Genomic DNA, 20795 nt, shown 5'->3' with positions numbered 1-20795 from the left:
GGCGGTCCGTACACGGTGGTGGTCGGGGTGGGCACGGTGGAGGTGGCCGTCAGGAGTTCAGATACGTCAGAACGGCCAGCACCCGTCGGTGGTCGCCGTCGCTCGGCGCCAGGCCGAGCTTCAGAAAGATGTTGCTGACGTGCTTCTCCACGGCGCCGTCGCTGACCACCAGCTGCCGGGCGATCGCCGAGTTCGTACGGCCCTCGGCCATCAGCCCGAGCACCTCGCGCTCGCGCGGGGTCAGCCCCGCCAGCACGTCCTGCTTGCGGCTGCGGCCGAGCAACTGCGCGACCACCTCCGGGTCCAGCGCCGTACCGCCCTCGGCGACCCGCACCACCGCGTCCACGAACTCGCGCACCTCGGCGACCCGGTCCTTGAGGAGATAGCCCACGCCCCGGCTGGAACCGGCCAGCAGCTCGGTGGCGTAGCGCTCCTCCACGTACTGCGACAGCACCAGCACCCCGAGCCGCGGATACGCCTTGCGCAGCCGCACGGCCGCGCGCACGCCCTCGTCGGTGTGCGTCGGCGGCATCCGTACGTCCGCCACCACCACGTCGGGCGGCGCGCCCTGCCCGTCGAGGTCGGCGACGGTCTTCACCAGCGCCTCCGCGTCCCCGACACCTGCCACGACATCGTGCCCACGGTCGGTCAGCAACCGGGTCAGGCCCTCTCTGAGCAGCACCGAGTCCTCGGCGATGACCACCCGCACCCTGTTCTCCACGATCTCCCGGCCCCCCATGCCCGTTCTCCGACGGTGTTCGTCCCTACGGTCCGTACGGAGGTCAAGCATTCCAGCAATCGCCCCGGCCCGCCGCCCCACCTGGGAACTCCACGCTCGGACAAGGGGGTTCCAGGCAGGTGCGGGGGCCGGGGCAGGGGGGAGTGGTGTGGCTCAGGCTCGCCAGGGCAGTTCCGCGATGACCCGGGTGGGGCCGCCCGCGGGGGAGTCCACCACGAGGACGCCGTCCACCGCGCCCAGGCGTCCGGCGAGGCCGGCCAGACCCGAGCCGCCCGAGACGTCCGCGCCGCCCACCCCGTCGTCGATCACCTGGAGCATCAGCCGGTCCTCCGCGTGCCACACGTCCACCGACGCGGACCGGGCCCGGCTGTGCTTGCTGATGTTCTGGAGCAGTTCGGAGACCGTGAAGTAGGCGATGCCCTCGATCGCGGCCGCCGGCCGGCCCGGCAGGTCGACCTCGACCCGCACCGGCACCGTGCAGCGGGAGGCGACCGACGAAAGGGCCGCGTCCAGGCCGCGGTCGGTCAGGACGGCGGGGTGGATGCCGCGGGCGAGGTCGCGCAGCTCCTGGAGCGCGGTCTTCACCTCGCCGTGCGCCTCCTCCACCATCTGCGCCGCCGCCCTGGGGTCCTCCTGGAGCTTCTCCTTCGCCAGCCCCAGGTCCATCGCCAGGTTCACCAGCCGGGCCTGCGCCCCGTCGTGCAGGTCGCGCTCGATGCGGCGCAGGTCTGCGGCGGCCGTGTCGACCACGACGCCCCGGTCCGACTCCAGCTCCACCACGCGCGCCGACAGCGGCGACGGCCCCAGCAGCCCGCGCACCAGCAGCCCGTCGACGGTCGTCAGGGCCCGGACGATCCACGGCGTGGACAGCGTGACCAGCAGTCCGACCAGCGCGGTCACGGTGATCTCGAACGGGTTGTCCAGGTACACGCTGTGGTGCTCGTCGCCGTACAGCTGAAGACCGCCCTGGCCGACGTAGGCCGGGAAGACCCAGAACCACAGCGGGTAGGTCAGCAGCGACCAGCCCAGGGGCCACAGGGTCACCGCCACCACGAACGAGAACACCGCCCAGGGGAACTGCACCAGCGCGTACAGCGTGCTCCGCCAGGAGGTGCCGCTCTTGAGGACCGCCCCCATCCAGGCCAGCGCGCCCGGCTTGCGCACCCGCAGCGGCTCCGGCGCGGCCACCTCCAGCCCGAGCAGCGTGCGCGCCCGCACCCGTTCCAGCGCGCCGAAGCCCCGGCAGCCGGCGAGCGCCGCCGCGAGCACCGGGACCCCGAGGAAGGTGACGAGCAGGCCCGCCCCGAGCGACACCATCGTCACCGTCCAGGTGAACAGCACGATCGAGATCGGCAGGCTCAGCAGGACGTACCCGAACTCACGCCAGCTGCGCGCCTCGAACGGCGCCCGCAGTCCGGCGGGCAGCCGGTGGCCGGTTCCGGCGGGCCGCCCCTGCCCCCGCTCATACCCGTGTCCGTACTCCATGGCCATCGAATCCCGTTCCGTTCTGGTTGTGTCGGCCGTGCCTCCGCGGCCGTGCTTCTACGGTCGTGCGTCGCGGTTCCGCGGGCCATGGAGTCCGTCGGCGTCTCCACCCGGGGGTTTTCCCCACCCCGGCACCGGGGGAGGCGGGGACGGCCGCAGGCGTGGTTACTCGGTCCGGTCCCGCCAGGGCAGTTCCGCCGTGACCACCGTCGGACCGCCGGCCGGGGAGTCGAGGACGAACAGGCCGTCCACCGCGCCCAGCCGCTCGGCGAGCCCCCGCATCCCGGTGCCGCCGTCCAGCCGGGCGCCGCCCCGGCCGTCGTCACGGACCTGGATCAGCAGCCGCTCCTCGGCGCGCCAGACGTCGACGGAGGCGCCCCGGGCGCGGCTGTGCTTGCTGACGTTCTGGAGCAGTTCGGAAACCGTGAAGTAGGCGATGCCCTCGATGGCGGGCGCCGGGCGGGTGGCCAGGTCCACGGTGACCTTCACCGGCACCGTGCAGCGCGTGGCCACCGAGGACAGGGCCGCGTCCAGGCCGCGGTCGGTCAGGACGGCCGGGTGGATGCCCCGGGCGAGGTCGCGCAGCTCCTGAAGGGCCAGCTTCACCTCGCCGTGCGCCTCCTCCACCATCGCCGCCGCCGAGTCGGGGTCCTCCAGCAGCTTCTCCTTGGCCAGGCCGAGCCCCATGGCCAGGTTCACCAGCCGGGCCTGCGCCCCGTCGTGCAGGTCGCGCTCGATGCGGCGCAGGTCGGCGGCGGCCGTGTCGACCACGATCCCCCGGTCCGACTCCAGCTCGGCGATACGGCGCTCCAGCTCGTCCGAGGGCGACAGCAGCCCGCGCACCAGCGCCCGGTCCACGTTCGCGAGGCCCCGGGCCAGATACGGCAGCACCGGCCACAGCGCGATCAACGAGGTCAGCGTGGTGCAGAAGGTGAGGACGCCCCAGGGCAGCCGGATCAGGTCGTACAGCATCGTCCGCCAGCCCACCGGGTCCTTCAGCGCCATCCACAGCCGCTGCGTCAGGCTCCCGCCCTTGGCGAGCGGCAGCGGGGTCGGCTCCTCCACCCGCACCCCGAGCAGGCGGCGGGCGCGGGCCCGCTCCAGCTTCCCCAGCTGCCGGGAACCCAGCAGGCTCAGCGCCAGCAGTGGCAGGCCGGTCACCGTGACCGACAGGGAACCGCCGACGGACAGCGCGGTGAGCGCGTACACGAAGGAGAACACCGCCACCGGCAGGTTCAGCAGGAGATGCGCGATCTCCTTCCAGGTGTGCGCGTCGTAGGCCGGCCGCGGCGGCGGCAGGCGGTCGGTGCCGTCGGCCCGGTCGACGGCTGAGCTGGGAGCGGTCATAGCAGCCAGCCTGCCGTGCGCGTCGCCCACCGCGCCATGCGGTACGCCGCCCTCCGCTCGCGGGGGAAAACCCCACCCCCGCCGAACCCCGGCCCGCCGCCATCCGTCTCACCCGACGGCGGGCTGCTTACCGTCTCTTTATCAGGGCCTAGACTCCCGTGCGTACAGATCCTCGAATCACACGGGATCACCGAATTCACTCGGGTCATGCAGGCCACGACGTCAGGGAATGAGGGACGGACGGTGCGGGAGACGTTGGGGGACGGTGGGGTCGCCACGGCGAACGTCATCGCGGCCGGCTACTTCCGGTCCTACTCGGTGGTGGGCCTGCTCGCGCTCGTCGGCGTGCTGTTCGTCGCCGTCGCCTTCGGCGCGGGCCGCCTGCTGCGCCCGGTGGTCCCCACCCCCGAGAAGCTCCTGACCTACGAGTGCGGCGTCGACCCCGTCGGCGAGGGCTGGGCCCACACCCAGGTCCGCTACTACGTCTACGCCTTCCTGTACGTGATCTTCGCGGTCGACTCGATCTTCCTGTTTCCCTGGGCGACGGTCTTCGCCGCCCCCGGCTACGGCGCGACGACCCTCGTGGAGATGTTCGTCTTCCTGGGCTTCCTCGCCGTGGGCCTGCTGTACGCATACAAGAAGGGCGTCCTGACATGGACGTGAACCACTCGGTGGACGGGAACCCGTCGGCGACCGAGTCCGTCTCCGGGCCTGTCCCCGGGGCCGTCTCCGAGCCCGTGCTGCTGCCGGAGCCGAAGCGACTGGGCGCACTGGCCCGGCTGGCTCCCGAGCCGATGAAGGTGATCCTGAACTGGGGCCGCCGCTACTCGCTCTGGGTCTTCAACTTCGGCCTCGCCTGCTGCGCGATCGAGTTCATCGCCGCGTCGATGGCCCGGCACGACTTCATCCGCCTCGGCGTCATCCCCTTCGCGCCGGGCCCCCGCCAGGCCGACCTGATGGTGGTGTCGGGCACGGTAACGGACAAGATGGCCCCGGCCGTCAAGCGCCTGTACGAGCAGATGCCCGAGCCGAAGTACGTCATCTCCTTCGGCGCCTGCTCCAACTGCGGCGGCCCCTACTGGGACTCGTACTCCGTCACCAAGGGCGTCGACCAGATCATCCCCGTGGACGTCTACGTCCCCGGCTGCCCGCCGCGCCCCGAGGCGCTGCTCCAGGGCATCCTCAAGCTCCAGGAGAAGATCGCCCGCGAGTCGCTGGAGGAGCGCTACGGCACCGGGGCCGCCCGGCCGTCGGTGGCCGCCCTGACCAGCGACCTGGTGAAGCCGCCGGCACCGGCTGCCGAGGGGGACGCCCGATGAGCACGGTCGGCTGGCTGCCCGCCCCGGTCGAGGACCTCTTCGGTACGGACGCCACGGCCGAGGAGTCGTACGACGTCCTGACCGTGGACGTACCGCCGTCCGCCTGGCTCACCGCCCTGGAAACGGCCCGTACGACCCTGGGCTGCACCTACTTCGACTGGCTGAGCGCCGTCGACGAACCGGGCGCGGGCTTCCGCGTCTCGGCCCACGTCGTCGCCCTCGGCCCGGTCCGCCGCCTCCTCGTGCGTACGACCGTCCCGCACGAGGCGCCGACGCTGCCCTCCGCCGTCGGCGTCTACGCGGGCGCCGCCTGGCACGAGCGCGAGACCCACGAGATGTTCGGCGTCCGCTTCACGGGCCATCCGGGGCTCGACCACCTCCTCCTCCCCGAGACCTTCGAGGGCCACCCCCTGCGCAAGGACTTCGTCCTCGCCGCCCGCGTGGCCAAGGCCTGGCCCGGCGCGAAGGAGCCCGGGGAAGCCGAACACGGTGGGCCCAAGCGCCGCCAGATGCTGCCCCCGGGCGTCCCCGATCCCAACGAGTGGGGCCCGCTGAAGGGCCAGCTCCCCCCGGCCCCGGCCCGCCCGGCGCGCGGCGCGGCGGCAGGACGCACGGCGGGCGACCGCCCGGCCCGCGCGGGCGCGCCCGCCGCCGGGGACCGCCCGGTACGGCGCACCCGCACAGCCGCCCAGGGCTCCGCGAGCCAGGCGCCCGACGCTTCGGCGGAGGTCGCGGCCACCGCCAGGGCCGCGGAAACCGCGGAGGGAGCTCCGGCTGCCGGCGCCGGTAGTGGTGCCGGTGCCCGGCCGCGCCGGATGCGGAGCGCGAGCCAGGGCTCGGCGAGCCAGACGTCGGCCCCGGCCGAGGGCGAGGCCGAGAGCGCGGGCGGGACGAGCCGGCCGGTACCGGAGGCCGGGGCCACCGAGGCTGCCTCGGCGGCGCCGACGGCTGCTCCGGCACCGACCACCCGCCCACGCCGCTCGCGCACCGCTTCCCAGGGCTCCGCCTCCCAGCGGGCCGAGGCACCGGCGCCGGACCAGGCGCGGGAGCAAGGCCGGGCTCCGGGCCACGAGCAGGCACCGGCGGAACCGGAGGGCGCATCCCGCCCGGCCCGGCGCAGCACGGCCCCGCACAGTTCGGACGCCCCCTGGCACCACGCCCGCCCGGCCTTCGACGAACCGGAACAGAAGCCGACGGCCGCACAGACTCCGACCGCCGCACAGACTCCGACCGCCGAGCAGACGCCGACGACCGAGCAGAAGCCGACGGTGGAGCCCGGGGCGGCACCCGAGCCGACGCCCCGGCCCGAGCCGGAACGCGTGCCCGACAGCGAGCCGGACAGCGAGCCGGAACGCGAACCCGAGAGCGAGCCGGAGCGCGGGCAAGCCGAACGGCCGGCCGGCTCCGCAACCGCTGAACCCCCCGAGCGCCCCGAAACCCCCAGCACCCCCGACCGCACCCCCGGCGATGACCCCACAGGAGGCCCGCAGTGAACGGCACGCTGGACGTCGCCCTGCGACTCCTGGTCGTGTTCGTCGTCTTCCTCACCTTCCCGCTGATCGTCGGCCAGACCGAGCACAAGGTGATGGCCCACATGCAGGGCCGCCTCGGCCCGATGTACGCGGGCGGCTTTCACGGCTGGGCTCAACTCGTCGCGGACGGCGTGAAGTTCGCACAGAAGGAGGACGTGGTCCCGGCCGGCGCCGACCGCCGCGTCTTCCAGCTCGCCCCCGCCGTCGCCCTGCTGCCGTACCTCCTCGTGCTGCTCGCCATCCCGATCGGCCCGAGCGAGGGCGCGGTCGGCCAGGTCGTCGACGCGGGCGTCTTCTTCGTGCTCGCGGTGATGGGCGTCGGCGTGCTCGGCTCGCTGATGGCCGGCTGGGCCAGCGCGAACAAGTTCTCCCTCCTCGGCGGCCTGCGCACGGCCGCCCAACTCCTCGCCTACGAGCTGCCGATGCTGCTGGCCGCCGCCTCGGTCGCGATGGCCGCGGGCACGGTCTCCCTGCCCGGCATCCTGCACGCGTTCCACTGGTGGTGGGTGCCCTGGCAGATCGTCGGCGCGCTCGTCTTCTTCGTGGCCGGCCTCGCCGAGCTGCAACGTCCGCCGTTCGACATGCCCGTCGCCGACTCGGAGATCATCTTCGGCGCGTACACCGAGTACACCGGTCTGCGTTTCGCACTGTTCCTCCTCGCCGAGTACGCCGGCATCGTCGTCCTGTGCGGCCTGACCACCGTCCTCTTCCTGGGTGGCTGGCACGGCCCCTGGGGCGCCGCCGGCCTGGGCTGGCTGTGGACCCTGCTGAAGACCGCGATCCTCGCCTTCGTCGTCATCTGGCTCCGCGTCACCTATCCCCGCCTGCGCGAGGACCAGCTCCAGAAGCTCTCCTGGACCCTCCTCGTCCCCCTCTCCCTCGCCCAGATCGCCCTCACCGGCATCGTCAAGGTGGTGATCAGCTAATGGCCCCCATTCCTGGCAGCGGCCTCGCCAAAGGCTTGGCCGTCACCCTCCGCACGATGACGCGGAAGTCCGTCACCGAGCAGTACCCGGACGCCCAGCCCGAACTGCCTCCGCGCACCCGTGGCGTGATCGGCCTGTTCGAGGAGAACTGCACGGTCTGCATGCTCTGCGCCCGCGAGTGCCCGGACTGGTGCATCTACATCGACTCCCACAAGGAGACCGTCCCGCCCGCCGCCCCCGGCGGCCGCGAGCGCAGCCGCAACGTCCTCGACCGGTTCGCGATCGACTTCTCCCTGTGCATGTACTGCGGTATCTGCATCGAGGTCTGTCCTTTCGACGCGCTGTTCTGGTCCCCGGAGTTCGAGTACGCCGAGACCGACATCCACGACCTCACCCACGAGCGCGACAAGCTCCGCGAGTGGATGTGGACCGTCCCGGCCCCGCCCGCCCTCGACCCCGCCGCCGAGGAGCCGAAGGAGATCGTGGCCGCCCGCAAGACCGCCGAGAAGCTGGCGGCCGCGCAGGCCGAACCGGGGGAGGAGCAGTCGTGAGCCCCGCCGCAGCCGTGAGCCTGGCGGCAGCCCCGCACGGGTTTCTGTCCCCGACCGGTGTCGAGATCGCCTTCCTGCTCGTCGGCCTCGCCACCTTCGGCGCGGCCCTGATCACGGTCACCACCCGTCAGCTGGTGCACGCCGCCCTGTGGCTGGTGGTCGCGCTCGGCGGCCTCGCCGTCGAGTACCTCCTGCTCACCGCCGAGTTCATCGCCTGGGTGCAGGTCCTCATCTACGTCGGTTCCGTCGTCGTCCTCCTTCTGTTCGGTCTGATGCTCACCAAGGCGCCGATCGGCCGGTCCCCGGACGCCGACTCGGGCAACCGCTGGGTCGCCCTCGCCGTCGCGGCCGCCGCCGCTGTAGCGCTGGTCTGGGTGGTGGTCGACGCCTTCCGCACCACGTGGATCGACCTGACCGGCCCCGCCGCCGGCACCACCCGCGTCACCGGTGAGAGCCTGTTCCGGCACTGGGTGCTGCCCTTCGAGGCCCTGTCCGTCCTGCTCCTCGCGGCCCTGGTCGGCGCGATCGTCCTGTCCCGCAAGGCGAAGGCGGAGTCGGGCCCTCCCCCTGTGAACTCCCGGGCGGTCACCGAGAGTTCCCCTTCCGTCACGGATTCCGGTAGCGATTCCGGAATTCACCCGGGCGAGAAGGAAGGTGTCCGCTGATGCACCTCGCCTATCCCGCCGTTCTCTCCGCCCTGCTGTTCTGCACCGGGCTGTACGGCGTCCTCGCGCGCCGCAACGCGATCCTGGTCCTCATGTCGGTCGAGCTGATGCTCAACGCCGTCAACCTCAACCTGGTCGCCTTCGACGTCTGGCTGAGCCGGGCCGCCAGGGACACCCTGCACTCCGGCCAGGCGCTGACCCTGTTCACCATCGCCATCGCCGCCGCCGAGATCGGCATCGGCCTGGCGATCGTGCTCGCCGTCTACCGCAACCGCGGCACCTCCGACATCGACAAGCTCCGCGACACCGCCGAGGGCCCCGAGGCCGGCGGTCCCGGCGCCGAGGGCCCCGGCACCTCCGCGGCCGAGAAGGCTGAGGCCACCGCGTGACCACGATCCACCTCGCCGTTCTCGTCCCCCTCATGCCGTTGCTGGGCGCCGTGGCCGGCCTGCTGCTCGGCCGCACCGCGCCCGGGTTCGTCCGCCCGCTCGCCGTGCTGCCGCCGCTGGTCTCGCTCGGCCTCGCCGCGCTGGTCGCCGCCGACCAGGGCGGCGGCCGGGCCGTCGACGCCCACACGGAGCTGACACCCACCGGCTCGGTCCCGGTCGAGCTGGCCCTGCACATCGACGGCTTCGCCGCGCTCGTCGCGATCCTGGTCGCGTTCGTCGCGTCCTGCGTGCAGATCTACTCGACCGGCTATCTGCGCGACGACCCGCGCTACCCGTCGTACGCCGCTCTCGTCTCCCTGTTCACCTCCGCGATGCTCCTGGTCGTCTACTCCGGCGACCTGATCGTGCTGCTGGTCGGCTGGGAAGTCATGGGCATCTGCTCCTACTTCCTGGTCGGCCACTACTGGGAGACCCCCGAGGCCCGCGCCGCCTCCCTGAAGGCCTTCCTGGTCACCAAGCTCGGCGACGTCCCGTTCCTCATCGGCCTGTTCGCCCTCGGCGCCGACGCCGGATCGTTCCGCATCACCCGGATCCTCGGCGCCATGACGAGCGGCGGTCTCGACCACCCGACCGTGACCGCCCTGCTGCTCCTCGCGGGAGTGGCCGGCAAGTCGGCGCAGTTCCCGCTGCACACCTGGCTCCCGGACGCGATGGCGGGTCCCACGCCGGTCTCGGCGCTGATCCACGCGGCGACGATGGTCGCCGCCGGCGTCTACTTCATCGCCCGTCTCCTTCCGGTGTTCGAGGCCTCCCGGGCCGCGATGGTCGTCCTCGCCGTCATGGCCGCCGTCACCATGGCCGGCTCGGCGCTCGCCGCGCTCGCCCAGGACGACATCAAGCGCGTCCTCGCCTACTCGACGATCGGCCAGCTCGGCTACATGACCGGTGCCCTCGCCGTCGGCGACCGCGGTGCCGCCGTCTTCCACCTCCTGTCCCACGGCGCCTTCAAGGCGCTGCTGTTCCTCGCGGCCGGCGTGATCATCCACGCCGCCGGCACCAACTCGCTGGCGGCCATGTCCCGCATGCACGGCCTGCGCGAGCGCGTCCCGGACGCCTACTGGACGATGACCGTGGCGCTGCTGGCGCTCGCCGCGATCCCGCCGTTCAGCGGCTTCTTCTCCAAGGAATCCGTCCTCGGCGCCGCCGAGCACGTGGCCACGGGGAACACCGACCACGCTCCCGGAGCGGCGGGCTGGATCGTCCTCGTCGCCGGTCTGCTCACGGCCCTGCTCACCGCCGCCTACGCGACCCGCCTGTGGCTGCTGGCCTTCCGCGGCCGGGGCACCGAGGCACCCGATCACGGCCGCCAGCCGCTGACGATGAACGCGGTGCTGTGGGTCCTGGCCGTGCCCTCCCTGGCTTTCGGCGGGCTCGCCTACCGCGCGCTGCCCGGCTGGTTCGACGGCCGTGACCTGACCCCGACGCTGCTCACCTCCATCCTCGGCACCGGCCTCGCGCTGGTCGGCGGACTGCTCACCTACGGCGCCTGGCAGCGCACCAGTGCGATCGCCGCCCGTACCCCGGCGGGGCCCGCGCCCTCCTTCGCGTGGGAACACCTCCAGGGGGAGGCCGCCGCGCATCCGGAGGGAGACGCGAGCCTCGTCGAGGCCCACGCCCTCGCCGACCGGGGCCCGGCCGACCGCGACCTCGCCCACGCGCCCGACCCCGCGCGGCTGCTGCTCGGCCCGCTGTACCGGCACGCGGCCACCGGCTTCCACCTGGACGCCGTATACGCGGCGCTGTTCGTCCGCCCCGTCCAGGCCGGTGCGAGCCTCGTGCGATTCCTCGACCGCGAGGTCGTCGACACCTACGTACGCGGCGCGGCCGCCCTGCCCCGCGTGCTCGGGGCCGCCGTGCGGCGGGCGCAGACCGGCAATGTGCAGACCTATGTGAGCGCGCTGCTCGCCGGCACCGTCGTCCTGGCGGTCGCCGTCGTCCTCGTCGCCACCGGAGCGTGAGCAGGCGTGATCGATATCAACGAGTCCGTGATGCAGTTCCTTCTGGCGTTCGTCGTCGTCGGCCCGCTCCTCGGTGCCGTCGCCGCCCTCCTGCCCGCCCCGCCCGGGCTGAAGGGGAAGTCGCCCGGGCAGGCCGTGCTGCGCCACGGTGTCACCGTGACCGGCGCGATCCTCATCGCCGCGATCGTCCTCGCGCTCGGCTTCGACAGCGACCACCCGTCGAAGATGCAGGCCACGACCGACATCAGCTGGATCCCCGCGCTCGACGTGCGGATCCACCTCGGCATCGACGGCATCTCGCTCCCCCTTCTGGTCCTGACCGCGCTGCTGACCTTCCTCTGCGCGCTGTACTCCTACTTCAAGCCGCCGGCGGGCGGCTCCCCCAAGGCGTTCGTCGCGCTGCTGCTCCTGCTCGAGTCCGGCACCCTCGCCACGTTCGCCGTCCTCGACCTGCTGCTGTTCTTCCTCGCGTTCGAGACGGTGCTCATCCCGATGTACTTCCTCATCGTCCGCTGGGGCGGCGAGGGGCGGACCCGGGCCGCGTGGAAGTTCATCCTGTTCACGCTGCTCGGCTCCGTCGTCATGCTGCTCGGCCTGCTCCTGATCGGAATCAAGGCGGGCACGTTCGACATGGTGGCACTCGCCACTGACAACGGCCGGCCTCTCACTGCATCTGTGCAGGTCATCGCCGTTCTGGCGATCGGGATCGGACTCGCGGTCAAGGCCCCGATGTGGCCGCTGCACAGCTGGCTGCCCGAAGCCCACACCGCTGCCCCGACCGTCGGCTCTGTCCTGCTGGCCGGTGTCCTGCTGAAGATGGGTACGTACGGGTTCGTCCGGATCCTGCTGCCGATCGCGCCGCACGGCTTCCACACCTTCGCGCCGTACCTCGCCGCGTTCGCCGTCGTCGGGATCATCTACGGATCGCTGGCCTGCCTGGCCCTGGCCAAGCGGGGCGCTAAGGGCGACCTCAAGCGGCTGATCGCCTACTCCTCCGTCGGCCACATGGGCTTCGTCCTGCTGGGCATCGCCACCATGACCCCGACCGGCGTGAACGGCGCCCTGTTCGCCAACATCGCCCACGGCCTCATCACGGGCCTGCTGTTCTTCCTGGTCGGCGGCCTGAAGGACCGTACGGGCACGACCGACCTCGACGCCCTCGCCGAGGAGACCGGCGCCGCGCTGTACGGCAAGGCACCGCGCCTGGGCGGACTGCTCGCGTTCGCCGCCGTCGCCTCGCTCGGGCTGCCCGGGCTCGCCGGGTTCTGGGGCGAGATGCTGGCCCTGTTCGGCGCGTTCGAGCCCGCCGCCGGCCTCAGCCGGCCCGCGTTCCTCACCTTCATGGCGATCGGTGCGTTCGGCACGCTGCTGACCGCCGCCTACATGCTGATCGTGGTCCGCCGCGTCTGCATGGGCGGCGCGGACCAGGAAGTCCCGGAGCTCGCCGACGTCCACGGCTACGAGTTCGCCGCCTGGACCCCGCTCGTCGCCCTCACCGTCGGCGCCGGGCTGTGGCCCAGGGCCCTGCTCGGCCTGACCGACCCGGCCGTGCACCAGCTCCTCGCAGGAGGCACCCGATGAGCTCCCAGCCCCTCGCCGAGTCGCTGGTCCAGTCCGTCGACTGGCTCGCCGTCGCCCCGCCGCTCATCGCCGCCGTGGTCGCGCTCGCGGTGCTGGTCGCCGACCTGTTCCTGCCCGAGGCCCGCAAGGCCGTTCTGGGCTGGGTCTCGGTCGCCGGCCTGGCCCTGGCCGCGCTGATGCTGCTGCCCCTCCTGGACGGGCACCGCAGCACCTTCTGCGTGGACCGCGCCACGCGCGCGTGCAGCTACACCGCCGACCACTTCACGCTCGTCATCCAGTTCCTGGTCCTCGGCGGCGCGCTGCTGGCGGCACTGCTGTCGGTCACAAACCTCAAGGACGACGAGCAGCGGGTCCCCGCAGGGGAGTTCTGGTTCCTGCTGCTGTCCTCCGCGGCCGGCGCCGCCCTGCTGCCCGCCTCCCGCGACCTGGCCACCCTGATCGTCGCCCTGGAGGTCGCCTCCCTGCCCGCCTTCGCCCTCGTCGGCATCCGGCACGGCGACAAGCGCTCCTCCGAGGCCGCGCTGAAGTTCTTCCTGTCCTCGGTCACGGCCACCGCGGTCAGCCTGATGGGCGTCAGCTTCGTCTACGCCTCCACCGGCACCCTGTACCTCACCCAGGTCGCGCAGCGGCTGACCCACATCGACGGACAGTTGCACACCCTCGCCCAGACCGGGGTCGTCCTCACTCTCGTCGGCTTCGCCTTCAAGACAGCCGCCGTCCCGTTCCATTTCTGGGTGCCCGACACGTACGTGGGTGCGCCGCTGCCCGTCGCCGCCTACCTTTCGGTGGTCGGCAAGGCGGTCGGCTTCTCCGGCCTCATCCTCGTCACCGTCGTCGCGTTCCCGTCGTACGCCGACGTCTGGGGACCCGCGCTCGCCGTCCTGGCCGCCCTCACCATGACCGTCGGCAACGTCGGCGCCCTGCGCCAGCAGGCCACGCGCGCGTACAGCGCCGTACGGCTGCTCGCCTGGTCCTCCGTCGGCCAGGCCGGCTACCTGCTGGTGCCGATCGCCGCCGCCGGGTACGCCGAGGACCCGCAGAAGGCGATCGGCTCCACGGTCGCCTACGCGCTGATGTACGCCGCCGTGAACCTCGGCGCGTTCGCGGTGGCCGCCCTGGTGGGCCGCAGCCGGGCACTGAACCGGATCAGCGACTACCGCGGCCTGTACGCCACCAACCCGCTCACCGCGCTCCTCCTGGCCTTCTTCCTGCTGTGCCTGGCCGGGCTCCCGCCGGGCGTCATCGGCCTGTTCGCCAAGGTCACCGTGTTCTCGGCGGCCGTCGACGCGGGCCTCGGCTGGCTCGCCGTCGTCATGGCCGTCAACGTGGTGATCGCCCTCTTCTACTACCTCCAGTGGACGGCCCTGCTGTTCCGCGCCCCCGAGGGCGAGCCCGCGCGGCACCACGTTCCGGCGCCTCTCACAGCCGCCATCGCCCTCACCGGGGTCCTCGGCGTCGCCCTGTCCGGAGCACCCCAGCTGGTCCTCCGCTTCGCCGCCACCGGACTGTTCTGACACACCGCCCCGCGCGCGTGCGGCATCCGTACCCCACGCGCGCGGGGGAGAGAAACAGCACGTCACCCGTACAGCCGAGCGACGCCCGCACGGACACAGGGAACTCGTGGCCGCCGCCTGGCGTTGTTACAAGCGGGAGGGTCCACTGGACCAAAGTGTTCCCCAGCTGCACGGATTTGGAGGGCGTACGGTGCACCGCCGGCACAACGGGCTCAGGACCGCAGTACTCCTCGGGGGACTGTCCGCGCTCATCATCGTCATCGGCAGCTTCTTCGGCCGCACCGGCCTGATCGTCGCCGTCCTGATCGCGCTCGGCACGAACGCGTACGCGTACTGGAACAGCGACAAGCTGGCGCTCCGCTCGATGCGCGCCCGCCCGGTCAGCGAGTTCGAGGCCCCCGCGCTTTACCGGATGGTCCGCGAGCTGTCCACGCAGGCCCGCCAGCCCATGCCCCGCCTCTACATCTCGCCCACGGAGGCCCCCAACGCCTTCGCCACGGGGCGCAACCCGCGCAACGCCGCGGTGTGCTGCACCGAGGGCATCCTCCGTCTGCTCGACGAGCGCGAGCTGCGGGGCGTGATCGGGCACGAGCTGAGCCACGTCTACAACCGGGACATCCTCATCTCCTCGGTCGCCGGCGCCCTCGCCTCGGTGATCATGTTCCTGGTGAACTTCGCCTGGCTCATCCCGATCGGCCGCTCGGACGACGACGACGGCCCCGGCCTGCTCGGCATGCTCCTGATCATGATCCTCGGCCCGCTCGCCGCCACCCTCATCCAGCTGGCCATCAGCCGCTCCCGCGAGTACGAGGCGGACGCTTCCGGCGCCCAGCTCACCGGCGACCCGCTGGCCCTCGCCGGCGCCCTGCGCAAACTGGAGGTGGGCACGCAGCAGCTGCCGCTGCCGCCGGAGCCCCGGATCGAGACCGCCAGCCACATGATGATCGCGAACCCCTTCCGCGCGGGCCAGGGACTGACGAAAATGTTCTCCACGCACCCGCCGATGGCGGACCGCATCGCCCGGCTCGAGAAGATGGCAGGACGCACCCGGTGAAGACCATCCTGAACGTCATTTGGCTCGTCCTGAGCGGCTTCTGGCTGTTCCTGGGCTACCTGTTCGCCGGCGTCCTGCTGTGCATCACCATCATCGGTATCCCCTTCGGGATAGCGGCCTTCCGTATCGGTCTCTACGCCCTGTGGCCCTTCGGGTACACCACGGTCGAGCGCCGGGACGCGGGCGCCCCCTCCTGCATCGGCAACGTCCTGTGGCTGATCCTGGCCGGCTGGTGGCTGGCGATCGCCCACATCGTCACCGGCATCGCCCTGTGCATCACGATCATCGGCATCCCGTTCGCCATCGCCAACTTCAAGCTGATCCCGGTCTCCCTGCTGCCGCTGGGCCGTGAGATCGTCCCCACGGACCAGGCGTTCGCCAGCCGCTGAGCGGGCCGACGGGCGAGGGCCGCAACCGCCCGCGCGTGCGTGTGCGTGTGGCGACCGGCAGAGCTCACGTACGGCCTGTCACGCGTGCGTTGCGTCCACCAGGCCACTGGCGGAGCGCCACGCGTACGTACCGCCACCGGCGACTGCTCCCGCTGTCGTGCCGAGCCTCGGTCCGGCACTGACGCCGGCTCACGCGCGCGTGCCGTCACCGGTGCTCCGACGGCGCGTCACGCGCCGCGCCGGTGCGCCCACCACCGCCGTACGCCGTAGGCCGCCACCCCCGCCACGAGCACGCCCGCTCCGGCCGCGACCGAACCGGCGGGCAGCGCGAATGCCAGCGTGGCGCAACCCAGCAGGCCCGCCACGGGCATGACGCGGGACAGCAGGGCCGGACTCAGCGTCCACGCGGAGGCGTTGGCGACGGCGTAGTAGGCCAGTACACCGAAGGACGAGAAGCCGATCGCGCCGCGCACGTCCACCGTCGCGGCCAGTGCGGCGACCACCAGGCCCACGGCCAGCTCCGCCCGGTGCGGCACCCGGAACCGGGGATGTACGGCCGCCAGCGCCCCGGGCAGATGTCCGTCCCGGGCCATGGCGAGCGTCGTACGGGACACCCCGAGGATCAGCGCGAGCAACGAACCCAGCGCGGCCACCGCGGCCCCCGCGCGCACCACCGGCACGACGCCCGGCGCCCCGGCCGCCCGCACGGCGTCGGCCAGCGGCGCCGCCGCCTGTCCGAGCCGGTCCGGGCCGAGAACGGCGAGCGTGGCGACGGCCACGCACGCGTACACCACCAGGGTGATCCCGAGGGCCAGGGGGACGGCGCGCGGGATCGTCCGCGCCGGATCCCGTACCTCCTCGCCGAGCGTCGCGATCCGCGCGTACCCGGCGAACGCGAAGAACAGCAGCCCGGCGGCCTGGAGCACTCCGCCCGCGCCCGACGACAGCCCGATGTCCAGCCGTTCGGCGTCGGCCCGCCCCGGGGCGAGGCACACGACGACCACGGCCGCGAGGACGGCCAGCACGACGGCCACGATCACCCGCGTCAGCCACGCAGACTTCTGGATCCCGCCGTAGTTCACGGCCGTCAGCGCCACCACCGACGCGATCGCCAGCGCGTGCGCCTGCCCCGGCCAGACGTAGGCGCCCACGGTGAGCGCCATGGCCGCACAGGACGCCGTCTTGCCGACCACGAACGCCCAGCCGGCCATATACCCCCAGAAGGCGCCCAGCCGCTCCCTGCCGTACACGTACGTCCCGCCGGAGGCCGGATAGCGAGCGGCGAGACGGGCCGAGGACATGGCGTTGCAGTAGGCCACCACGGCCGCGAGCGCCAGTCCGGGCAGCAGACCCGACCCGGCCGCACGGGCGGCCGGACCCAGGGCCGAGAAGACACCGGCGCCGATCATCGAGCCGAGACCGACGAGAACGGCGTCGTGTACGCCCAGCGTGCGCCGTAGGCCTGCGCCGGATGTGGTCATGCGCCGCACCCTACCGACCGGCGCAACCAGGTGAGGGACCCGTGACGTCCTCTCCATCGACGCGACACGAACACGCGCGCGTGGGCAGCGAGTCCTCACCGGATCCTCAGCGGCCGGACAGTGCGAGGACAGCTGGGAAGGGCAGGTTCACGGCATGAGCATCATCGCTTGGATCATCCTCGGCCTGGTGGCCGGAGTCATCGCCAAGGTCCTTCTGCCGGGACGTGACCCCGGCGGCTTCATCGGTACGACCCTCATCGGTATCGCGGGGGCGTTCATCGGCGGCTGGATCTCGGCCCGCTGGCTGGACCACCCGATCACCAAGAACTTCTACGACGGTGCCACCTGGGTCGCGGCCGTCGGCGGCTCGCTGGTGCTGCTGATCGTCTACCGCATCCTGTTCGGGAACTCACGCGACTGAGCGCCGTGGGACGCGACCCGGCCCCGTGGGACACGGCAGGGGTGGGCCGCCCGGAACCGGGCGGCCCACCCCTGCCGTCGCGCTCGTCGGCGCCGTTTCCGCCGGTGTCCTAGCGGTAGTTCACGAACTGGAGCGCGAAGTCGAAGTCCTTGCCCTTCAGGAGCGCGATCACGGCCTGGAGGTCGTCCCGGCTCTTGGAGGTGACGCGCAGCTCCTCGCCCTGGACCTGCGCCTTGATGCCCTTCGGGCCCTCGTCGCGGATGATCTTCGCCACCTTCTTCGCGTTCTCCTGGGAGATGCCCTCCTGGATCGACGCGAAGATCTTGTACTCCTTGCCGGACAGCTGGGGCTCGCCGGCGTCCAGCGCCTTCAGCGAGATACCGCGCTTGACCAGCTTGGACTGGAAGACGTCGAGGACAGCGTTCACCCGGTCCTCGGAGTTCGCCTCCATGAGGATCTTCTCACCGGACCACGAGATCGAGGCGCCCACGCCCTTGAAGTCGTAGCGCTGCGAGATCTCCTTGGCGGCCTGGTTGAGGGCGTTGTCGACCTCCTGCCGCTCGACCTTCGAGACGATGTCGAAACTGGAGTCGGCCATGTCCTGTGGCTCCTTGTATCGGGGTGCGAATCGGGTGCGTGCCGGCGTGCGCGGCGGCGGCCGCCGGGCCCGGCATGTCACCGGGCCGCATCCGCACCAGCCTAGCCACCCCGGGAGCCGAGAGGTGGAGATCAACCGGGTGGCGAAGCACCCCCCTGCATCGGGTATTGTTTACGTCGTTGCCAGGGAGCACCGCCGAGAAGCGGGTTCGGTGGCAGCACAACCCGGCGGTGTGCCCGAGCGGCCAAAGGGAGCAGACTGTAAATCTGCCGGCTCAGCCTTCCCAGGTTCGAATCCTGGCGCCGCCACACGGGAACGAGAGCCCCGTGATCTGTGAGAGCAGATCACGGGGCTCTCGGCGTTCTCCCGGTCAGCGTGCCTCGCCCGGCCCTGACGTCGGTTGCCGCCTGTCCGCTGTCGGTTATGGGTGCGCCTTGGCCGGGGTTGCGGTGCCCGCTTCCTTGACGAGTCGGTCGCCGATGGCAAGTGACTCCCAGAGGACCTTGTCGATGCGGGCCTTCTTGGTCGTGCTGTCCTGGAGGCGGACTTCGACGTAGTGGTAGAGGTTCGAACCGTCGGGCGCCTTGCGGGTCTTGTCGATGACGATGCCGTCCCAGGCGTCTTCTTCATGGACTTTGCGCGATTTGAACATTTCATCACTGTAGTCATGTACGACCCGGCGGAGCGCCGGAATGCGGCCCGGGGTGGCTTGTGACGCCGGACGGCGAGCCCGTGCCATCCACGTTTGACCGCTACTGGTGCCCTACCAGCCCATGTCCTTGGCCACCTCTTCCTGGGCGGCGGCGATCTCTTCCTCGGTGGATTCGATAACGTCCACCTCTTCCAAACGCGCCAGCAGGTCTGCGAGAGCCTGTTTCTGAGCCGGGTGTGTGATCGGCACGGTGTCCAGGTCGGTGCTCATCAGCCAGTCGAACAGCACGATGGCGTCGGAGCGCCATAGGCGGAGGTCGACGGTCGGCGTGGCCCCCCGTGGGAACCTGGTTTCCATGGGGGCATCATGCCAGGTCAGCAGCATGCAGAAGTGCGCAGCTCAAGGGGTGTGCGCCTGCTTGCTCAGTTTTCGGCGGCACGACTTCGCGATCATCAAACTTCGACGGCACTGATCAAAGTTCGATGTCACGGGGCCCGGGGGCTTGATGGAGAACGTCCTGGGCATCCTTCACTAGAATCGAACGCATGATCGATGGAAGGGGAGTTCGGGAATGACCGGTCAGGGTGCGGGGTTCGGTGGCGCGGACGATGCTGGAGCCATGGCCGGGAAGCGACCCATCATCGTGCACCTGCCGTCCCCGACCGGCGGTCGTCGCGTCCGTGTGGACGGCGAGATCCTCGGCCTGGCGCACAACGTGCGAGACCTGGTGGAGTTCTTGCGCCGGGCGGGGTTGGAGATGGAACCGGAGCAGGTGGCCGACTCGCCTCTGATCGACTGGCGCGGGGTGGGGCCCGACCGCTGGGAGGCCGAGACCCGCACGTGACCGGCGCTGTCGCACGCCCTCGCGTGCGGGCACACTGGCGGCATGTCCTCCCGACGCAGAACCTGCCCCGTCTGCCGCCGCGACATCGCCGTCGTCGCGGGCCGTTTCGCGCGGCACGATCCGCCCGGGGCGCGGGAGAACGGCGAACTCGTCTCCTGCGCCGGGTCACGTCGACAGGCACAACTGGGGGCGGTCCAGCCGGCGTTGGACGGATACGCCGTACCGGAGTTTCCCGGGCAGCTGCCCCTGTTCTGACCCGGAGACCTCTGACGGAGTGACAGCGGGCGGCGGGGTGGCGGTCGGTGGAGCGGCGGTGGAGCGGCGGTCGGTGGTGGCTCCGAACGTTCAACGGCCGGTGGACCGCCTCAGTTCCCGGCCACCGATTTCACCGCGACGGACACCGGCTGCGATCCGCTGACCAGCTCCAGCGTCAGCCCGGTCGTCGCAGGAGTGTCCACCAACTCCGCGAGGACGGCCGCCACGTCGTCCCGCGGGATCATCCCGCGCCCGGTGTGCGCCTCCAGGCGGACCTGGCCGGTACCGGCGTCGTTCGTCAGCGAGCCGGGGCGCAGGATCGTCCAGTCCAGGGCCTTCTGGCGGGTCACGTACGCGTCGGCCTCGCCCTTGGCCCGCAGGTACGCGTCGAAGACGTCGTCGCCCTGGTGCGCGGGATCCGCGCCCATCGAGGACACGACCAGGAAGCGCCGTACGCCCGCGCGTACCGCCGCGTCCGCGAACAGCATCGCCGCGCCCTTGTCCACCGTCTCCTTGCGGGCCGTGCCGCTGCCCGGGCCCGCGCCGGCCGCGAAGACCGCCGCGTCGGCTCCCTGGAGATGTGCCGCGACCTCTTCCACCGAGGCGGATTCCAGGTTGAGCAGGACCGGCTCGGCACCGGCCGTCCGCAGAGCGTTGCCCTGCTCGGGCTTGCGGATGATCCCCGCGACCTCTTCCCCGCGCGCGGAGAGCAGACGCTCCAGCCGCAGCGCGATCTGACCATGACCACCAGCGATGACAATGCGCATGATTCCGACCGTACGCCCGAAGAGGCGCATCCGCCGCACGGGTTAACCGGCATGGCCGGAGCGCGCCGGGCTCGCGCGTCCAGCCCCGCGCCGGGCGTGCGCAGGCGGTGTGGGGCGCGCGTCCGGGCCCGTGCGCCCGGCAGCTACGTACGGCAGGCCGCGCGTACTCGGAGCGCTCGCGCCCCACTCTCTCGGCGCCCGCCACGTGTGTTCGCTGCGCCCCGCGCTTCCTGGGCGTCCGTGCTCCGCATGTCTTCGCGGTGCCCGC

23 protein-coding genes and 1 tRNA gene are annotated in these 20795 nt (G+C 71.8%); 16 read left to right on the top strand and 8 right to left on the bottom strand.

The annotated features are described in order from the left end of the window. Window positions 1-49: 49 nt before the first annotated feature. The 3 genes from BIV23_RS35450 to BIV23_RS35440 form a co-directional block, all read right to left on the bottom strand. Window positions 50-739: a LuxR C-terminal-related transcriptional regulator gene (locus tag BIV23_RS35450; protein ID WP_281250188.1), complete on the bottom strand. Its 690-nt coding sequence runs from the start codon at window positions 737-739 to the stop codon at window positions 50-52. A gap of 153 nt (window positions 740-892) precedes the next feature. Continuing rightward, window positions 893-2230, bottom strand: coding sequence for a sensor histidine kinase (locus BIV23_RS35445; protein ID WP_071385066.1), 1338 nt, complete (start codon window positions 2228-2230; stop codon window positions 893-895). Window positions 2231-2389: 159 nt separating this feature from the next. Beyond that, window positions 2390-3571 (bottom strand): sensor histidine kinase, encoded by a 1182-nt coding sequence (locus BIV23_RS35440; RefSeq protein WP_071385065.1) that lies wholly within the window; start codon window positions 3569-3571, stop codon window positions 2390-2392. Between the two features lie 243 nt (window positions 3572-3814). Here BIV23_RS35440 and BIV23_RS35435 point away from each other — a divergent pair, with 243 nt between their 5' ends. The 12 genes from BIV23_RS35435 to BIV23_RS35380 all read left to right on the top strand — a co-directional run bounded on the left by BIV23_RS35435 (window position 3815) and on the right by BIV23_RS35380 (window position 15509). Beyond that, on the top strand, window positions 3815-4234 hold the full coding sequence (locus tag BIV23_RS35435) for an NADH-quinone oxidoreductase subunit A (protein ID WP_071385064.1): 420 nt from the start codon (window positions 3815-3817) through the stop codon (window positions 4232-4234). Continuing rightward, window positions 4225-4890 carry an NADH-quinone oxidoreductase subunit B gene (locus BIV23_RS35430; RefSeq protein WP_245790805.1) on the top strand — a complete coding sequence of 222 codons (666 nt, stop codon included), beginning with the start codon at window positions 4225-4227 and terminating at the stop codon, window positions 4888-4890. Before BIV23_RS35435 ends, BIV23_RS35430 begins: the two co-directional genes overlap by 10 nt. Beyond that, window positions 4887-6383, top strand: coding sequence for an NADH-quinone oxidoreductase subunit C (locus BIV23_RS35425; protein WP_071385063.1), 1497 nt, complete (start codon window positions 4887-4889; stop codon window positions 6381-6383). The genes BIV23_RS35430 and BIV23_RS35425 overlap by 4 nt, the downstream gene beginning before the upstream one ends. Beyond that, complete coding sequence (locus BIV23_RS35420; RefSeq protein WP_071385062.1) at window positions 6380-7348, top strand: complex I subunit 1/NuoH family protein; 969 nt, start codon at window positions 6380-6382, stop codon at window positions 7346-7348. Before BIV23_RS35425 ends, BIV23_RS35420 begins: the two co-directional genes overlap by 4 nt. Continuing rightward, window positions 7348-7899: a NuoI/complex I 23 kDa subunit family protein gene (locus BIV23_RS35415; RefSeq protein ID WP_071385061.1), complete on the top strand. Its 552-nt coding sequence runs from the start codon at window positions 7348-7350 to the stop codon at window positions 7897-7899. The genes BIV23_RS35420 and BIV23_RS35415 overlap by 1 nt, the downstream gene beginning before the upstream one ends. Next, entirely contained in the window at window positions 7896-8564 is a 669-nt protein-coding gene (locus tag BIV23_RS35410; protein ID WP_079173614.1) for an NADH-quinone oxidoreductase subunit J family protein, read from the top strand. The genes BIV23_RS35415 and BIV23_RS35410 overlap by 4 nt, the downstream gene beginning before the upstream one ends. After that, on the top strand, window positions 8564-8953 hold the full coding sequence (gene nuoK / locus BIV23_RS35405; RefSeq protein ID WP_071385060.1) for an NADH-quinone oxidoreductase subunit NuoK: 390 nt from the start codon (window positions 8564-8566) through the stop codon (window positions 8951-8953). The genes BIV23_RS35410 and nuoK overlap by 1 nt, the downstream gene beginning before the upstream one ends. Then, window positions 8950-10971, top strand: a complete 2022-nt coding sequence (locus BIV23_RS35400) for an NADH-quinone oxidoreductase subunit 5 family protein (RefSeq protein ID WP_071385059.1) — start codon at window positions 8950-8952, stop codon at window positions 10969-10971. The genes nuoK and BIV23_RS35400 overlap by 4 nt, the downstream gene beginning before the upstream one ends. A 6-nt stretch (window positions 10972-10977) precedes the next feature. Further along, the gene (locus BIV23_RS35395; RefSeq protein WP_071385058.1) at window positions 10978-12552 is read left to right on the top strand and encodes an NADH-quinone oxidoreductase subunit M; all 1575 of its coding nucleotides are present in this window, start codon (window positions 10978-10980) and stop codon (window positions 12550-12552) included. Continuing rightward, a complete protein-coding gene (locus BIV23_RS35390; protein WP_071385057.1) occupies window positions 12549-14066 on the top strand; it encodes an NADH-quinone oxidoreductase subunit N in 1518 nt (505 codons plus the stop codon). The genes BIV23_RS35395 and BIV23_RS35390 overlap by 4 nt, the downstream gene beginning before the upstream one ends. 190 nt (window positions 14067-14256) lie before the next feature. Continuing rightward, window positions 14257-15120, top strand: a complete 864-nt coding sequence (gene htpX / locus BIV23_RS35385) for a zinc metalloprotease HtpX (RefSeq protein WP_071385056.1) — start codon at window positions 14257-14259, stop codon at window positions 15118-15120. After that, window positions 15117-15509 carry a YccF domain-containing protein gene (locus tag BIV23_RS35380; protein ID WP_071385055.1) on the top strand — a complete coding sequence of 131 codons (393 nt, stop codon included), beginning with the start codon at window positions 15117-15119 and terminating at the stop codon, window positions 15507-15509. Before htpX ends, BIV23_RS35380 begins: the two co-directional genes overlap by 4 nt. A gap of 227 nt (window positions 15510-15736) precedes the next feature. On the opposite strand, the gene BIV23_RS35375 is transcribed toward BIV23_RS35380, so the two are convergent. Beyond that, the gene (locus BIV23_RS35375) at window positions 15737-16990 is read right to left on the bottom strand and encodes an APC family permease (RefSeq protein ID WP_071385054.1); all 1254 of its coding nucleotides are present in this window, start codon (window positions 16988-16990) and stop codon (window positions 15737-15739) included. 154 nt (window positions 16991-17144) lie between these two features. On the opposite strand from BIV23_RS35375, the gene BIV23_RS35370 reads away from it, so the two are divergent. After that, window positions 17145-17411: a GlsB/YeaQ/YmgE family stress response membrane protein gene (locus tag BIV23_RS35370; protein ID WP_071385053.1), complete on the top strand. Its 267-nt coding sequence runs from the start codon at window positions 17145-17147 to the stop codon at window positions 17409-17411. Window positions 17412-17520: 109 nt separating this feature from the next. On the opposite strand, the gene BIV23_RS35365 is transcribed toward BIV23_RS35370, so the two are convergent. Next, complete coding sequence (locus BIV23_RS35365; RefSeq protein WP_071385052.1) at window positions 17521-18009, bottom strand: YajQ family cyclic di-GMP-binding protein; 489 nt, start codon at window positions 18007-18009, stop codon at window positions 17521-17523. Window positions 18010-18235: 226 nt separating this feature from the next. Here BIV23_RS35365 and BIV23_RS35360 point away from each other — a divergent pair. Then, window positions 18236-18317, top strand: a tRNA-Tyr gene (locus BIV23_RS35360). 113 nt (window positions 18318-18430) lie between these two features. On the opposite strand, the gene BIV23_RS35355 is transcribed toward BIV23_RS35360, so the two are convergent. Together BIV23_RS35355 and BIV23_RS35350 are read right to left on the bottom strand one after the other, a co-directional pair. Beyond that, the gene (locus tag BIV23_RS35355; protein ID WP_071385051.1) at window positions 18431-18661 is read right to left on the bottom strand and encodes a DUF7489 domain-containing protein; all 231 of its coding nucleotides are present in this window, start codon (window positions 18659-18661) and stop codon (window positions 18431-18433) included. 111 nt (window positions 18662-18772) lie between these two features. After that, entirely contained in the window at window positions 18773-19045 is a 273-nt protein-coding gene (locus BIV23_RS35350) for a hypothetical protein (RefSeq protein ID WP_245790804.1), read from the bottom strand. 235 nt (window positions 19046-19280) lie between these two features. Between BIV23_RS35350 and BIV23_RS35345 the strand changes: the two genes are divergently transcribed. Beyond that, the gene (locus tag BIV23_RS35345; protein ID WP_177240146.1) at window positions 19281-19505 is read left to right on the top strand and encodes a hypothetical protein; all 225 of its coding nucleotides are present in this window, start codon (window positions 19281-19283) and stop codon (window positions 19503-19505) included. A 42-nt stretch (window positions 19506-19547) separates the two neighbouring features. Further along, the gene (locus BIV23_RS47385) at window positions 19548-19760 is read left to right on the top strand and encodes a hypothetical protein (protein WP_079173613.1); all 213 of its coding nucleotides are present in this window, start codon (window positions 19548-19550) and stop codon (window positions 19758-19760) included. A 110-nt stretch (window positions 19761-19870) separates the two neighbouring features. Here the strand turns inward: BIV23_RS47385 and BIV23_RS35340 are convergent, their stop codons facing one another. Next, window positions 19871-20527, bottom strand: coding sequence for an SDR family oxidoreductase (locus BIV23_RS35340; protein ID WP_071385069.1), 657 nt, complete (start codon window positions 20525-20527; stop codon window positions 19871-19873). Between the last annotated feature and the right edge of the window lie 268 nt (window positions 20528-20795).

The organism is Streptomyces monashensis (genome assembly GCF_001866665.1).
Lineage (GTDB): Bacteria > Actinomycetota > Actinomycetes > Streptomycetales > Streptomycetaceae > Streptomyces > Streptomyces monashensis.
Note: the sequence above shows the minus strand (reverse complement) of the source record. Positions and strands in the feature narration are given on the sequence as shown.